The sequence below is a fragment of the Arthrobacter sp. CJL-S3 genome, from assembly GCF_056711635.1.
Genome location: NZ_CM160046.1, coordinates 2,510,355 through 2,525,096 on the forward strand (window position 1 = coordinate 2,510,355; position 14,742 = coordinate 2,525,096).

A 14,742-nucleotide genomic window follows, 5' to 3' on the forward strand; every position below is an offset into this window, starting at 1 on the left:
GCCTGCTTCTCACCGGGGACGGTGTGCTTCTCGACGGCTACTTCTGTTCTTGCGACAGTCGTGTCCAAAATTCTTCCAATCCTTGTTGTACTCGGCTGACGTCTTCCGGCGTCCCCATGAGTTCGAATCGATATAGGTGCGGGACCTGGCATTTGGCGGCGATGATGTCGCCGGCCATGCAGTAGTTGTCCCCAAAATTCGTGTTTCCCGCCCCGATCACGCCCCGGAGCTGCTGCCGGTTGCGCGGATCATTCAGGAAGCGGATGACCTGCTTCGGAACTGACCCTTCTCCCCCGGTGCCGCCGTAGGTGGGAAGCACCAGCACGTAGGGTTCCGTTGCCACGAGCGCGGGTTCCCGCGAATGGAGCGGGATCCGGGCCGCGTCGACGCCGAGCTTCCTGATGAAGCGTGCCGTGTTCTCCGACGAGGAGGAGAAGTAGATGAGGTGGCTGCCGGTGATACGGACTGCACTTGAGTTCGGAGCGTTTGAGGTCCGGGCGTCTGCCGTCACCGGCTCGGCGCCGGTGGTCGGCGTCGTGGCGGCTGTTGCCAGTGCCATGGAGTCGCTCACCTCATCTGACGTGTTTTCGTTTGAAGCGGTTCAGGCTACGGCGACGGCGTAGGCCTGCGCCAGTTCTTCGATCTTGTCGGGGCGGAACCCGGACCAGTGGTCCTGGTCGGTAACGACAACCGGGGCCTGCATGTAGCCGAGGGCCTTCAGGCGCTCGAGGGCATCCGCATCCTGCGAGATGTCGACGCTCTGGTAGGTGATGCCCTTCTTATCCAGCGCGCGGTATGTCGCGTTGCACTGAACACAGGCCGGCTTCGTGTAAACCGTTACGGTCATGGTCCCTGTCCCCTTTGTTGAAGTCTTTGGTACTGCGAAATGTGTACTGCTCTGGAGCTGCGGCCGTTGAGCTGAGTCTCTGGTGCCAGTTGTCCGGGCGGGCCGCTCCGGGACAGGAATCCTGATCCGATACTGGCCTTGCCTGGCGAGCACTGCTGCTCCGCTGGAACTGTATGTCGATACTACATGTAGTGCAAGAGCCCGATGTGGACCCCAAGATGATGTATTACAAGTATGTCATTTAATGCACCGCCAGTCCACAGGCGGGGTGCCTCAAAATGTCCGGATTTCCGCCGTTTTACCGGACGAAATCCACAGGCTGTGGAGTACCTTTGCACAATTAACTCCCCTGCGTGTCGCGCGGAAGACGGCGTGTCGCGGCTGTGACCGCCGGGGGTCCGGAGTGCGCTTAAGCACTAGATATGGTGTCCGGAAACACGCGCAAAGCGGACACCGGGGGCACCCCGGGGTCTACCCGGGGTTCACCAGAGCAGATCGAGGCTGTGCATGTCGATTCCCGGCCTGCCGGCCAGCCACGCCTCTATCAGTTCACCAAGGTCTGCCTCGTGGCCGGCCAGTCCCAGCCGCCGCGCAACGGAGGATGCGGGCAAGTGGTCGTGTCCGTCCCCGGTTGCGCCGTGCGAGCACTCCGAACACATCAGTCGGATTCCGGACCAATCGTCGAGACCGAGCCCCCGCTGTTCAAGAAGGTCCGACAGTGCCTGGACGTCGTCAGCGGTCGCGCCGGTGACCTCGGCCTGCCACGTGGGCAGGCCGGACTCCTCAAGGCGTCCGAGTTGGTCGAAGACCGACACGTCCTGTCCGTCGAGCCGGCGGGTCCCCTTGGGTTCCCCGTCATGGAACACAACGTCCCGGAACCGGTGGCCGGACTCGGGCAGCGGAACGCTCGCGATGACCGCATGGGCCGGGCTCCGCCGCCAGCACCAGACCACCTCAGTGGCACCGGCCGCATACAGCACCTGATGGGGAAGACTCGGCCGGTCAGGGTTCAGCCGCACCGGCGCCATTCCGCAGTCGGCATCGATCGGCCCCGCATCGCCGCTGAACCCGTCCAGCCCATAGGCGACCCACGCGCGCCGGGCAGTGGCCCAGTCACGCAGCGCCGTTGAGGCGATGCCCAGGTTCCAGGCGGCGGGATTGGCCCCACTGAACTCTTCGGCATCCTTCGGGGTGAAAAGTTCCAGCGCCCGGGCGTTCCGGTCGAGGCCTTCCGCCCAGTTGCCCAAGGCCTTGGACAGCAGGCCCGCTTGAAACCAGCTGTAATACGAGGTGGGGGTCAGCTCCAGCAGCTCGGAGGCAAGCGCTGCCGCCCTTGCGGCGTGGCCCGTCTCGTCCGCGGCCTTCCAGTCTGACCACACGTCACGAGGCCCCCGTTTTTTCCCAAAGCCAGCCCAAATTTGTCCCATAATCCGTACAGTATGCGAAGGGTTTGGTCCCGCCGGGTCACCACGCGCGGAAGGCCGGCGTCATCCAGCCGTCGCTGCCTACCCGCCGGCCTCCGGCCTGCTGCAGAGGATCTGCTCCACGCCCATCCGGCGCTCGGCGAAACTGCGCAGCGCGCCCACGAGGTAGAGCCGCCAGACCCGGGCGATCTCCTCGCCCATCATCGCGACGGCGGCCGCGTGGTTCTCCTCGAACTTCGCGTACCAGGCCTCGAGGGTCCGGACGTAGTCCCGGCGCATGCCCTGCACGCCCTCGATCTCCAGGCCGGCGTCCTCCAGGAAGCCCAGCGTCTCCCCCACCGGACGCATGTGCATGTCCGGGGCGATGAAGGATTCGATGAACGGCCCGCCGCCGGGGTGTCTGCCGCGGCGGGACATCTGCTGGACCAGCACCCGGCCGCCGGGCGTGACGTTGTTGAACAGCGCGGCGGCATAGACGGGGTAGTTCCGCTGGCCGACGTGTTCGCCCATCTCCAGGGAGGCGACGGCGTCGAACGGCCCGTCGGGTATTTCCCGGTAGTCCTGGATCCGGATCTGCACATGCCCTTCGAGGCCGCGTTCGCGGATGCGGGCGTCGATGAACGCTTTCTGCTCCCCGGACAGGGTCACGCCGACCACCTCGGCGCCGTAGTGCTGCGCGGCGTGCAGGCTCAGCGAGCCCCAGCCGCAGCCGACATCCAGCAGCCGCATCCCCGGTTTGAGGCCGATCTTGCGGCAGACCAGGTCCAGTTTGTCCCGCTGCGCGTCCTCCAGCCCGTAGTTCGCTGAGGAGTTCGTCCAGTACCCGCTGGAGTAGGCCATCTGCGGGTCCAGGATCAGCGCATAGAAGTCGTTGCTGAGGTCGTAGTGGTGGCTGATCGCGGCGCGGTCGCGGATCAGGCTGTGCAGCCTGCCCTTGACGCGGGCCTGGCTGGCCGGCGGCGGGGGCGGCGCCCCGAGCGCCCCGGCAGCACGGGCAATCCGTGCGGCCCCGGCCAGCACCGCGGGGGTGGGCCGGATGCCGGAGAGGCCCCGGTCCCGGACCACCTTCCAGAGGTGCTCGAGGACGGAGTTGAGGTCGCCGTCGACGTCCAGCTCGCCGGTGACGTACGCCTGGGCGGCGCCGAGTTCGCCGGGCGCCCAGAGCAGCCGCCGGACGGCGTCCGGCGAGTTCAGCCTGACCACGGGGGCGCCGGCCGGGCCGGCCTCGCTGCCGTCCCAGACCACGAGCCGGACCGGGAGGTCCCCGCCGGCCAGCGGCCGCAGGACCTCCTCGATCAGGGCCGCGAGCGGCGCCGTCATGCGGCGGATCCGCCGGTCGCCTCGCCTGCTGTCCGGCGGTCCAGCACGATCTGCTGCACGTCGAGGTAGCCGGTCTCGAAGCCCGCGCGGGAGTAGCAGAGGTAGAACAGCCACATGCGCTGGAAGATTTCGTCGAACCCCAGCGCCTGGACGTCGGCGGAGCGGGCCATGAAGCGCTCCTCCCAGAGCCGCAGCGTCTGGGCGTAGTGCTCCCCCATGGCGAGGCGTTCGCGGACGCGCAGCCCGGTCTGCTTCTCCGTGATGTCCTCGATGGCCCGCACGGAGGGAATGACGCCGCCCGGGAAGATGTACTTGTGCACCCAGGTGTAACTGGAGCGGGTGGCAAGCAGCCGGTCGTGGGCGATGGTGATGGCCTGGATGGCGACCTTCCCGCCAGGCGCCAGGACCCGTTCAATCGTCTGGAAGTACGTGGCCCAGTACTCGAAGCCCACGGCCTCGATCATCTCCACGGAAACGACCGCGTCGTACTCGCCCTCCACCGCGCGGTAGTCCTTGAGCTCAATCGTGACCGCGTCCGTGTAGCCGGCGTCGGCGACGCGTTTGCGGGCCAGCTCCTGCTGCTCGCTGGAGAGAGTGACGGAGTAGACGGTGGCGCCGCGCTGGGCGGCCCGGAGGGCGAGCTCGCCCCAGCCGGTGCCGATTTCCAGCACCCGGGTGCCCTGCCCGACGCCGGCCTTGTCCAGCAGGCGGTCGATCTTTGCCTGCTGCGCGGCGGCCAGGCCGTTCCAGGCGACGCCCTTCAGCGCCTCGCCGGATTCCGGGAAGATCGCGCTGGAGTAGGTCATGGTGTCGTCCAGGAAGGTGGCGAAGAGCTCGTTGGAGAGGTCGTAGTGCCGGGAGATGTTGGAGCGGGTGTTCTGCTCGGTGTTGCGTTCCTTCCGCGGCTGGCGCGGCAGGTAGAGCGCGCGGAGTTTCTGCAGCGGCTCGGGCACCAGCGTCCCGACGCGGGCGGCGAAGACCTCCATGACGGCGGTCAGGTCGTCGGCGTCCCACTCTCCGGCCATATACGACTCCCCGAGGCCGATCAGTCCGCCGTCGCCGAGCCGGGCTGCGAACGCCTCGGGACGGTTCAGGGTCATTACGGGGTACGTCTGCCCGGGAGTGGCGGGCTTGCCCAGGACGGTGCCGTCCGGGTAGCGGACCTCCAGCGGCAGCCGGCGGACCGCGGCCTTGAAGATGGCCTCGGCCACCCGGCCGGCGACGGCGACCTTCAGGCCGGCGGGGACGGTGGCGATGCTGGGCCAGATGCCGGCGTCGACCACGGCGGGCGGTTGCGGGACGGTGTAGGGGGCGGCGGCCTCATTGGTCCGGCTCACAGCGCCGGATCCGGTCGCTTCGGTCATAGTCACTGAACTGCCTCCTGTGAAGGGTGGTGTGGTCGTTTTATGAGGGGCAGCCGGCGTGCCCAAAGCTTAATTCCCTGCCAGCGGATCTGCGCCGAGACGCGCAGGGGTGCCAGCGGGACCGCGAGCGCCGTGGCGAGGATGTTCCGCACGGTGGCGTCGTGGCGCTCGCCGTCCACGCTGGCGATAAAGGGCTGCTGCCCCTCGCGCTCCAGGACGATCGAGACGGCGAGCCGCTCGCCGGGTTCCGGGAGCTTCATCCGGTACTGGCCTGCGACGTCGTTGAAGGGTGAGACGTAGAACGCCTTCGGGACGCTGGCCCGGCCGGCGTCGTCCGTCTCCAGGAGATAGCAGTGCCGTTCGCCGTAGGTGTTGTGGACCTCGGCGAGGACGCAGCGCAGCTCCCCGGCTGCGTTGTGGCACCAGAACAGGCTCAGCGGATTGAACACGTGCCCGAACACCCGGGCGCTGGCGAGCATGGTGATCCGGCCGCCGTCGAGGTCTATCCCCCGGGTGGCCAGGAACGCCTCGACGTTGCCGCGGAGCGTGCCGTCCGGGTCGCCCAGGTGGTCCGCGACGTTGAAGCCGGCGAGGGGCCGGAGCAGTCGGGGCAGCACCGGCAGCCGGTCGACGTCGACGTACCAGCTGTAGCTGCGGTAGGTGAAGGCGTTCTTCAGCGGGGTGCGCCGCACATGCGCGATGGAGGTGCGGTAGATGGCAGCTGTGGCGCTCATGAGCCCTCCGCGGGGACGGTCTGCAGATCCGGGTCCAGGGAAACCGTACCAAGCGCGACGCCGGCGTCGTCCCACTCGCGGCCGAGCCGCGCCGCAGCCCGTACCCCGGAGAGGGCGCCGTCCTCGTGGAAACCCCAGCCGTGGTACGCGCCGGCGAAGGCCAGCCGGTCGTCGCCGAGGGCGAGGATCCGCTGCTGCGCCCGGAGGGAGTCCGGGGTGTACTGCGGGTGCTCGTAGACCATCCGCTCGATCACGGTGCTGTCCGCGATCAGCTCGGATTCGCCCAGGCTGACGATGTAGCGCCCGCCGTCCACGGGGGCCAGCTGCTGGAGCCGGGTCATGTCGTAGCTGACCAGGACCTTGTCCGGGCGGGCATCGCAGGAGGGCAGCCGGTAGTTCCAGGACGCCTTGGCGTTGTCGCTGGACGGCAGCACTGCGGCGTCGCGGTGGAAGACGGTGTGGTTGACCGAGTACGGCATCCCGCCGAGCGCGGCCCGCTCGGCTGGCGAGGCGTCGGTGAGCATGCCCAGTGCCTGGGCCGGGTGGGTGGCGATCACGACGGCGTCGAAGGTTTCCGTGGTCAGTGTTCCCGCACCGGTGCTGGTGGTCAGCACGACTCCGTCCGCGTGGCGGCGCACGCCGGTGACCGGGGTGGAGAGGCGGATTTCCGGCAGCGCGGCGGCAACCTTCTCCACGTAGCTGCGCGAGCCGCCGGTGACGGTGCGCCACTGCGGGGAGCCCGAGACGCCGAGCAGGCCGTGGTGGGCCAGGAAGGTGAAGAGGTAGCGGGCCGGGTAGGCCAGGGCGGTGGTGGGGTCGCAGGACCAGACGGCGCTAACAATCGGGGTCATAAAGTGCGAGATGAAGTAGCTGCTGAACTTCTCCCGTGCCAAGAACTCGCCGAGGGTCAGCTCCGGCCCGCCTGGACTGTTCTCCGCGGCGAGCAGGGCGCGGGCCCTGCGGTAGAAGCGCATCACCTCGAGCAGCATCAACAGGTAGCGTCCGCGCAGCAGCGTGGCGGGCCGGGGAAGGATGCCGCGGCCCTTGGCCCGGGCGCCGGCGTATTCCAGGCCGCAGCCGTCGCAGCGGACGGACATGCTCATCTCCGAGTCCTGGGTTTCGATGCCCAGTTCGGCGAAGAGCCGCAGCAGCGTGGGATAGGTCCGTTCGTTGTGGACGATGAAGCCGGTGTCGATCCCGAGCACGGGGCCGCCGGCCTGCGGCACGTCGTGGGTGTGGGCGTGCCCGCCGAGCCTGGAGTCGGCTTCGAACAGGGTCACGGAGTCCTGCCGGTTCAGCACGTAGGCGGCGGTCAGTCCCGCCACACCGCTGCCAATCACGGCTACGCGCCGGCCCTCGGGAATCCCTGCTGCATCTGACACTGATCTGCTCCTGTTGGCTGGTACATCGATTGCCTGGATCGTTCCGGGTGAATCGTCTTATGGACAATTCGTCGCCGGAGGGCTGACGGATGTGTGCGACTTTCCACCTTTTTACTTCGAACCAATGTGCCAGAATGAAGCGGGATTGCGGTCCCGCCTCACCGGAACCTGCGAAGGGCAGCCCTTTGATTAACCCCGTCCACCTGCGGACCCTCGTCGAAGTGACCCGGCTGGGATCGTTCGCGGCGGCCGCCACCCGGCTCGGCTACACGGCGTCGGCCGTTTCCCAGCAGATGTCCGCCCTGGAACGTGACACCGGCGTCGAACTGTTCCAGCGCTCGGCCCGCAGCATCCAGCCCACCGAGGCGGCCCTGGTCATGACCCGGCACGCGGCCAAGGTCCTCACGGACATCGACGCGCTGATGGCGGCGGCCTCGCGCACCGGGGACACCACCCGGCAGGAGCTCCGGCTGGGCATCTTCCCCAGCCTGGCGACGTATGTGCTGCCGCGGATCCTGGCGAACCCGGCATGGAAGAAACTCGGCATCGACCTGCGCGTCTCCGTGGCCGAGCCCGCCCAGACCATCCAGGGCCTGCGCACCGGCGGTGAACTCGACGTCGCCCTCGTTTACCAGGTGGGGCAGTCGGGCCTCGCGTGGCCGCACACCGTGAAGCGGCAGTGGATCGGCGACGACGACTTCCGGGTGGTGCTGCCGGCGGCGTGGGGAATCGGCACGGAGTCGAAGGTCGCGGCCGACCACCTCTCCGACATGCCGTGGATTGTGCACCACCCCGGCACGTCCGACGCCACGGTGATCGAGCGGCTCTTCGCCAGCTGCAACCTGCACCCCCGGGTCGTGGCGTACAGCGATGACTTCCACGCCAGCCTCGAAATGGCCGCGGCCGGGCTGGGTGCGGCACTGGTTCCCGAATTGGCCCTGCTGCACCGCCCGGCCGGGGTGGTGGTGCTCGACGTGCCCGAGATCCGGCTGGCCCGCAACGTCTTTGCCCTGCTGATCAACGAGAAGCAGACCGCTCAGGTCCAGCTCTTCGTCGAACTGCTGGCCGACACCTTCAACTCCCCGGCGCTGAAGCAGGCGGTCCCGCGCCAGGGCTGAGTCATGCAGTCAGCGCCGGATCAGCCCCGGGTTCAGCGGCGGCGGAGCCGCCTGCGGAGCCCGGTGCCCATCCCGGCGAGGGCGCTGATGATCCGGTGTTTGGTCTTGGTATAGGGCGGGTAGATCAGCTCCAGGGTGTCCGGCCGGAACGTTTTGGCGAGGGTGGACCGCTCGTGCGAGAACGTCCGGAGCGAATGCTCCCCGTGGTAGGCGCCCATGCCGCTGCCGCCGACCCCGCCGAAGGGCAGCCCCGGAACCATCAGGTGCGCCGCCGGGACGTCGAAGCACAGCGCCCCCGAGGAGGTGCGTTCGGCGAACGCCCGGCGGGTGTCGGCGTCGTTGCTGAACACGTACAGCGCCAGCGGCTTGGCGCCGTCGTTGATCATCCGGATCGCCTCGTCCCGCCCGGCGACCGGGACCAGCGGCAGCAGCGGGCCGAAGATCTCCTCCCCCATGACGGTGTCCCCGGGGGCGGGGCGCAGCAGGGTCGGGGCGAAGTGGCGGCTGGCGGCGTCCCGTTCGCCGCCGTGGACCACGGTGCTGCCGTCGGCGAGGGCGGCGATACGGGCGAAGTGCCGGTCGTTGACGATCCGGCCGTAGGACTCGCTGCGGGCGGAATCCGTGCCGAAGAGCGCACCGATCGCGCTGACCAGTTCGCGTTCCAGCGGAACCAGCACGTCCTCGGTGGCCAGGATGTAGTCCGGCGCCACGCAGGTCTGCCCGGCGTTCATGAACCGGCCCCAGGCGAGCCGCTTGGCCGCCTTCGCCAGGTCGGTGGTGGAGTCCACGTAGGCCGGAGACTTGCCGCCCAGTTCCAGGGTCACCGGCGTCAGGTGCTCCGCCGCGGCGCGCAGCACCACCTTGGCCGCGGCTTCCCCTCCGGTGAAGAAGATGTGGTCGAAGCGCAGCGCCAGCAGGGCCGTGGTTTCCGGGATGCCGCCCTCGACCACCTCCGCCGCGCCGGGCAGGTACTCCGGGATCCAGCGTGCCAGGGCCGCCGAGGTGGCGGGTGCGTGTTCGCTCGGTTTGAGCACCACGGTGTTGCCGGCGGCGAGGGCGCCGGCCAGCGGGGCGAGCAGCAGCTGCAGCGGGTAGTTCCACGGGCCGATCACCAGCACCACGCCCAGCGGGGTCAGTTCGGTCCAGGCCTTGGCGGGCTGGACGGCGAGCGGCACCGCGACGGGGCGGGGCCGCAGCCAGGCCTCGAGGTTCTTCTCCAGGTGCGCGGCCTCGGCGGTGACAAAGCCGATCTCCGTCAGCAGGGATTCCGTGGCGTGCTTGCCCAGATCGCTGGCCAGCGCGTCGGCAAATTCCGTCCGGCGCTCGGCCACCATCCGGCGCAGGCTGCCGAGTTGCTCCAGCCGCCAGGCCAGCGGGCGGGTGGCGCCGCTGTCGTAGATTGCACGGGCGCGGGCGACGGCGGGGGCAACGGTCTGCATCCGCTTAATGTACCGCCAACGGGCCCGATATCCCTCAGGTATGGAAGGACCCGGGAAGGATCCGTCAGGCCTGGAAGGAATTCAGGTGTCTTTTGGCCCTTGCGCGTAGCCTTGAAGAATGCCTGAGCAAACAAGAACGCGCATAGTCCAACCCTGGGTCTTCTGGCCCGCAGCCGTGACGGTGACGCTCTTCGCGGCGTTTGCCCTGCTGGCTCCCGCAACCGCCGAAGCGATGTTTGGTGCCATCCAGGCCACCATCATCAATTCGTTCAACTGGTACTACGTCCTGATTACAACCTTTTTCGTGGGCTTCAGTCTGTTTCTGGGATTCAGCCGGTACGGAGACATCAAACTGGGCCACGACGACGACGAACCCGAGTTCTCGCTGATGGCCTGGTTCGCCCTGCTGTTCGCCGCCGGCATGGGAATCGGGCTCGTCTTCTACGGCGTCAGCGAACCTCTTAGCCACTTCGCCAATCCGCGTCCGGGGGTCTCGGGAACGCCGCAGGAGCTGGCGGAGCAGGCCTTGACCCAAACCTATTTGCACTGGGGCGTGCATGCCTGGTCCATCTACGTGGTGATCGGACTGGCCCTCGCCTACGCCATCCACCGGCGCAAGCGCCCGGTGTCCATCCGCTGGGCCCTTGAACCGCTCCTGGGCAAAAGCGTCCAGGGCGGATGGGGCAACGTGATCGATGTTGTCGCCCTCGTCGGCACTCTCTTTGGCGTCGCCACCTCATTGGGCCTGGGCGTCCTGCAAATCAGCGCGGGGCTGGAGAGCATTAATCTGGTGCAGCCTAGCCAGGGTTCCGAAATCATCATTATCATCGTGATTTCCTTTTTCGTGTTGCTGTCTGTCCTCTCGGGAGTGACCAAGGGCATGAAGTGGCTATCCAGCGTCAACTTGATTCTTGCCGGAATGCTGGTGCTGTACCTGCTCGTCTTTGGACCGTCCACCTTCCTGCTCCGCGAGTTCGTGCAGTCCATGGGCTCGTATATCCAGAACTTCGTCAGTCTCTCCTTCAACGTCAATGCGTTCTCCGGAGATGCCGGCGCGGCCTGGCAGGCCTCCTGGACGTCGTTCTACTGGGGCTGGTGGATCTCCTGGGCCCCCTTTGTGGGTATTTTCATCGCCCGGATTTCCCGCGGGCGGACGGTCCGGCAGTTCGTTGCAGGAGTCATCCTGGTGCCCAGCCTGGTTGGCATCCTTTGGTTCAGTGTCCTCGGCGGAACCGCCCTGGCGGTGCAGCTCGGCGGAACGGGCAACCTCCTGGAGCCCGACGGCAGCGTCAACGTGTCCAGCGCGCTGTTCGACATGCTCTCCTACGTACCTGGCTCCTCGGTCCTGACTGTTGGCGTGATCCTCCTGATCACCATCTTCTTTGTCACGTCCGCCGATTCCGGCGCCCTCGTCATGGGCATGATCGCCACCGGCGGCCAGGTCAACCCGAAGAAGCGGGTGCGGACCTTCTTTACCGTCATTACCGCGGTGCTGGCCATTGCGCTGCTGATATCCGGTGGCCTAGTGGCGCTCCAGACGGCGGCGATCATCATCGCCCTGCCGTTCAGCATCATCATGCTGCTGATTTGTTGGGCCACCATCATCGCCTTCAGCAGGGAGCGCCGGGCCTACGAACGGGCCCGCCGCGCCCAATTGGTCGATCACATCGGCGACTTCTACAACCTGGAGGTCGAGGAGCTCTCCGAACACGGCATCCTCGGCAGCAGTCCCCGCTGGATGCAGATGCTCCGCCGTCGGGGCGCCCCGACCGGGACCGCCGTACCGGACGAATTCATGCCAAGCCCCGAGCCGTCCACCGCCGCCGTGGACACCGTCATGGCGGCCGGGCAAAGGCCCAGGCACGCCTCCGAGCGGGCGCTGGAGGTTGAAAACGCCGAAGCGGACGGCGTCCTCATCGCCGACGTGGACACCGTGGTGGAACATGACCCCATGGCTGCCCGAGACGTCCAGGACGTCCCCGATCGCGGGGACGCGACGCCGAGCCGGTGGTAGGCCAACCAGACAAAGACCGCCGGAATGCTGGAATGGGCCGGTTTTGAGGACTATGTTGAAGGTATGAACAAGGTAGCGAGCAAGCACTTCGGAGAGGTTGAGCTCAACCACGGAAGGGACCACAGTTTCACCGCCAAGCATGAACTGGCGGGCCAGACCGTGGAGCTTGACCTGAATGTCAACGCGCATGACCACTTCGATGAAGCGGCGATGCATAAAGTTGACTACCGGCTGCGCTTCCTGCCCGAACTCGTGGACCAGGTCCGGGAAATGATCGCCGAGGAACTGGAACAGGACGGCACAAGCCCGCAGGAGTACCGGCACTTCCACTGCAACGCGATCAAGGACGAACACCTGAGGAAGGTCTTCGGCGTCGAGGACAAGAGCCAGCTCACCGATGCGGTCTTCCTCAAGGCGCTCAAGCTCGGCCATGTGGGCATCTTCCCCGGCCAGCCGGAGCGCTACTTCGTCCTGGACTTCACGCTCGGCCAGCACTTCACCGACGAGGTCCTGGTCGCGTCAGCGGACGAGGACGGCGTCGTGGACGACGAGATCCTCTGGGAATCCTGAATCGACTGCTCCGCAACGGCCCTTCTGAACCCTCAAAAGGGCGGTTGCTCAGCACTCGATGAGTCAAACGTACGACGGCGGCCGGTCACCTTTGAAAGGTGGCCGGCCGCCGCTGTTGGTTCAGCTCCTCGCGTCAGTTCATCCGGTGGCCGGGTGAGCTGGGCTGCCTGCTACCTGGCGGCCTGCAGCAGTTCGGCGCGGACCGTCTTCGTGGCGTGGACCAGGTTGCGCAGGGACTCTTCGGTCTCGGCGTAGCCGCGGGTCTTCAGGCCGCAGTCCGGGTTGACCCAGAGCTGGCGGGACGGGACGTGCTTGACGGCGGTGCTGAGCAGTTCGGTGACTTCCTGCTCGCCCGGGACGCGCGGCGAGTGGATGTCGTAGACGCCGGGGCCCACGCCGCGGCCGAAGCCGTGGGACTCGAGGTCGTGGACGACCTCCATGCGGGAGCGGGCGGCCTCGATCGAGGTGACGTCGGCGTCGAGGCCGTCGATCGCGTCGATGATGGCGCCGAACTCGGAGTAGCACAGGTGCGTGTGGACCTGCGTGGCGTCCCCGGCGCCGGCGGTGGCGAGGCGGAAGGACTTCACGGACCAGTCCAGGTACGCGGCCTGGTCGGCCTTGCGCAGCGGCAGGAGTTCGCGGAGGGCGGGCTCGTCCACCTGGATGACCTTGATGCCGGCCGCTTCGAGGTCGGCGATCTCGTCCCGGAGGGCCAGGGCAACCTGGTTGGCCGTCTCGCCGAGCGGCTGGTCATCGCGGACGAAGGACCAGGCGAGGATCGTGACCGGGCCGGTGAGCATGCCCTTCATCGGCTTGTTGGTCAGGGACTGCGCGTACCGGGCCCATTCCACCGTAATGGGGGCGCTGCGGGTGACATCGCCCCACAGGATCGAGGGGCGGGTGCAGCGGGAGCCGTAGGACTGGACCCAGCCGTGCACCGTGACGTCGAAGCCCTCGAGGTTCTCGGCGAAGTACTGGACCATGTCGTTGCGCTCGGGCTCGCCGTGGACCAGGACGTCGAAGCCGAGCTCCTCCTGCAGCTCCACAACGCGCTTGATCTCTTCCTTCATCAGCTGCTCGTACTGTTCGGTGCTGAGCTCCCCCTTGTTGGCGCGGGCCCGGGCGGTGCGGATCTCGCCGGTCTGCGGGAACGAGCCGATGGTGGTGGTGGGCAGCGGCGGCAGGTGCAGGGCCTTGGTCTGCGCGGCCTCCCGGACGCTGTAGTCGGAGCGGCTGAAGTCGGCGTCGGTGAGGGCGGCGGTGCGGTTCCGGACCTCGGCGCGGCGGACGCCGTCGGCGGCGGCGCGGTCGGCGATGATGCGCGTGGCCTCGTCGATGGCCGGCTGGACGGCGGCCGGGTCGGTCAGCAGGCCGGCGAGGGTGACGACCTCGGTGGTCTTCTGGTCGGCGAAGGCCAGCCAGCTGCGCAGCTGCGCGGAGAGCTGGGTCTCCTCGTCGACGTCGTGCGGGACGTGCTGGGTGGAGGTGGAGGTGCTGACCGCCAGTTTGGCGACGGACTTCTTCAGCTCCGCGATCTTCTCCGCGGAGGCGGCAAGATCGTTGCGCCAGATGTTATGGCCGTCCACGACGCCGGCGACGAGGGTCTTGTTGCCCAGGGCGGTCAGGGCCGCGGCGGAGGGAACGGCGCCCTTGAAGACGTCCAGGTGCAGGGCGTCGATGCCGGTCGCGGCGAGCGTGCCGAGCTGGCCGTTGAGCGCGCCGTACGGGGTGGAGACGAACAGCTGCGGGCGGTTGGCGGCGGCGGAGAGCGCCTCGTAGGAACGGGCGACGGCGGCCTGGATCTCGGCGGCGGGGATGTCCTGGTCCACGACGAGGGCGGGCTCGTCCAGCTGGACCCAGCCGGCGCCGGCGGCGGCCAGCTTCTCCAGCAGGGCGGTGTAGACCGGCAGCACGTCCTCGAGGCGCGACAGCGGGCTGAAGCCGGCCGGGGCGTCGTCGGAGGCCTTGCTCAGCAGCAGGAACGTGACCGGGCCGACGATGTACGGGCGGGTCTGAATCCCGTTGGCGAGGGCGTGCTCGAACTCCTCGACGATGCGGCTGGAGGTCAGCGAGAAGCTGGTCTCCGGGCCGATCTCCGGGACGAGGTAGTGGTAGTTGGTGTCGAACCACTTGGTCATTTCCAGCGGCTGCTGGTCCTTGGTGCCGCGGGCGAGGGTGAAGTAGCCGTCGATGTCGAGCTGGCCCTCGGCGTTCAGGAGGTTGCCGAAGCGGGCGGGCACGGCGCCGAGATGTGCGGCGGCGTCGAGCACCTGGTCGTAGTACGAGAACGTGCCGGGAACGGCGGCGGCTTCGGTCAGGCCCAGGCCCTGGAGGCGCCGGGCGGTGCCGAGCTGGATCTCCTTGGCGGCGGCGTCGAGGGCGGCGGCGTCGATCTTGCCAGCCCAGTATGCTTCCACGGCCTTCTTGAGTTCGCGGCGGCGGCCGATTCGCGGGTAGCCGAGGATCGAGGCGGAGGGGAACGGAGCGGGGTTGATCTTGTTCTGTGCAGTCATGGGAAAGTCCTAAGCGT

The 14,742-nt window shown here is 67.7% G+C and carries 12 protein-coding genes; 3 read left to right on the forward strand and 9 right to left on the reverse strand.

Annotation, left to right across the window (positions count from 1 at the left end):
• Positions 1–37: 37 nt before the first annotated feature.
• From nrdI to AC06G6_RS11470, 7 genes are all read right to left on the reverse strand, one after another.
• Positions 38–559 carry a class Ib ribonucleoside-diphosphate reductase assembly flavoprotein NrdI gene (gene nrdI, locus AC06G6_RS11440; protein ID WP_479822122.1) on the reverse strand — a complete coding sequence of 174 codons (522 nt, stop codon included), beginning with the start codon at positions 557–559 and terminating at the stop codon, positions 38–40.
• A 42-nt stretch (positions 560–601) separates the two neighbouring features.
• Complete coding sequence (nrdH, locus tag AC06G6_RS11445) at positions 602–847, reverse strand: glutaredoxin-like protein NrdH (protein WP_024368364.1); 246 nt, start codon at positions 845–847, stop codon at positions 602–604.
• A 482-nt stretch (positions 848–1,329) separates the two neighbouring features.
• Complete coding sequence (locus tag AC06G6_RS11450; protein WP_479822124.1) at positions 1,330–2,226, reverse strand: tetratricopeptide repeat protein; 897 nt, start codon at positions 2,224–2,226, stop codon at positions 1,330–1,332.
• Positions 2,227–2,352: 126 nt separating this feature from the next.
• Positions 2,353–3,591 (reverse strand): class I SAM-dependent methyltransferase, encoded by a 1,239-nt coding sequence (locus AC06G6_RS11455; protein WP_479822126.1) that lies wholly within the window; start codon positions 3,589–3,591, stop codon positions 2,353–2,355.
• Positions 3,588–4,961 carry a class I SAM-dependent methyltransferase gene (locus tag AC06G6_RS11460; RefSeq protein ID WP_479822128.1) on the reverse strand — a complete coding sequence of 458 codons (1,374 nt, stop codon included), beginning with the start codon at positions 4,959–4,961 and terminating at the stop codon, positions 3,588–3,590. The genes AC06G6_RS11455 and AC06G6_RS11460 overlap by 4 nt, the downstream gene beginning before the upstream one ends.
• Positions 4,958–5,689, reverse strand: coding sequence for a DUF1365 domain-containing protein (locus AC06G6_RS11465; protein WP_479822130.1), 732 nt, complete (start codon positions 5,687–5,689; stop codon positions 4,958–4,960). Before AC06G6_RS11465 ends, AC06G6_RS11460 begins: the two co-directional genes overlap by 4 nt.
• The gene (locus AC06G6_RS11470) at positions 5,686–7,071 is read right to left on the reverse strand and encodes an NAD(P)/FAD-dependent oxidoreductase (RefSeq protein ID WP_479822132.1); all 1,386 of its coding nucleotides are present in this window, start codon (positions 7,069–7,071) and stop codon (positions 5,686–5,688) included. The genes AC06G6_RS11465 and AC06G6_RS11470 overlap by 4 nt, the downstream gene beginning before the upstream one ends.
• 185 nt (positions 7,072–7,256) lie before the next feature.
• Between AC06G6_RS11470 and AC06G6_RS11475 the strand changes: the two genes are divergently transcribed.
• Positions 7,257–8,189 (forward strand): LysR family transcriptional regulator, encoded by a 933-nt coding sequence (locus tag AC06G6_RS11475; RefSeq protein ID WP_479822135.1) that lies wholly within the window; start codon positions 7,257–7,259, stop codon positions 8,187–8,189.
• A 32-nt stretch (positions 8,190–8,221) separates the two neighbouring features.
• On the opposite strand, the gene AC06G6_RS11480 is transcribed toward AC06G6_RS11475, so the two are convergent.
• The gene (locus tag AC06G6_RS11480) at positions 8,222–9,628 is read right to left on the reverse strand and encodes an aldehyde dehydrogenase family protein (RefSeq protein ID WP_479822138.1); all 1,407 of its coding nucleotides are present in this window, start codon (positions 9,626–9,628) and stop codon (positions 8,222–8,224) included.
• Positions 9,629–9,746: 118 nt separating this feature from the next.
• On the opposite strand from AC06G6_RS11480, the gene AC06G6_RS11485 reads away from it, so the two are divergent.
• A complete protein-coding gene (locus tag AC06G6_RS11485; protein ID WP_479822139.1) occupies positions 9,747–11,642 on the forward strand; it encodes a BCCT family transporter in 1,896 nt (631 codons plus the stop codon).
• A gap of 63 nt (positions 11,643–11,705) precedes the next feature.
• Complete coding sequence (locus AC06G6_RS11490; RefSeq protein WP_307462763.1) at positions 11,706–12,212, forward strand: DUF2004 domain-containing protein; 507 nt, start codon at positions 11,706–11,708, stop codon at positions 12,210–12,212.
• 170 nt (positions 12,213–12,382) lie between these two features.
• Here AC06G6_RS11490 and metE read toward each other — a convergent pair whose 3' ends face one another.
• Positions 12,383–14,725, reverse strand: a complete 2,343-nt coding sequence (metE, locus tag AC06G6_RS11495; RefSeq protein ID WP_479822141.1) for a 5-methyltetrahydropteroyltriglutamate--homocysteine S-methyltransferase — start codon at positions 14,723–14,725, stop codon at positions 12,383–12,385.
• Positions 14,726–14,742: the final 17 nt, after the last annotated feature.

Coding starts and splice junctions, on each gene's coding strand:
- nrdI (WP_479822122.1), bottom strand. CDS start 559: ATGGCACTGGCAACAGCCGCCACGACGCCGACCACCGGCGCCGAGCCG.
- nrdH (WP_024368364.1), bottom strand. CDS start 847: ATGACCGTAACGGTTTACACGAAGCCGGCCTGTGTTCAGTGCAACGCG.
- AC06G6_RS11455 (WP_479822126.1), bottom strand. CDS start 3,591: ATGACGGCGCCGCTCGCGGCCCTGATCGAGGAGGTCCTGCGGCCGCTG.
- AC06G6_RS11465 (WP_479822130.1), bottom strand. CDS start 5,689: ATGAGCGCCACAGCTGCCATCTACCGCACCTCCATCGCGCATGTGCGG.
- AC06G6_RS11480 (WP_479822138.1), bottom strand. CDS start 9,628: ATGCAGACCGTTGCCCCCGCCGTCGCCCGCGCCCGTGCAATCTACGAC.
- AC06G6_RS11485 (WP_479822139.1), top strand. CDS start 9,747: ATGCCTGAGCAAACAAGAACGCGCATAGTCCAACCCTGGGTCTTCTGG.
- AC06G6_RS11490 (WP_307462763.1), top strand. CDS start 11,706: ATGAACAAGGTAGCGAGCAAGCACTTCGGAGAGGTTGAGCTCAACCAC.
- metE (WP_479822141.1), bottom strand. CDS start 14,725: ATGACTGCACAGAACAAGATCAACCCCGCTCCGTTCCCCTCCGCCTCG.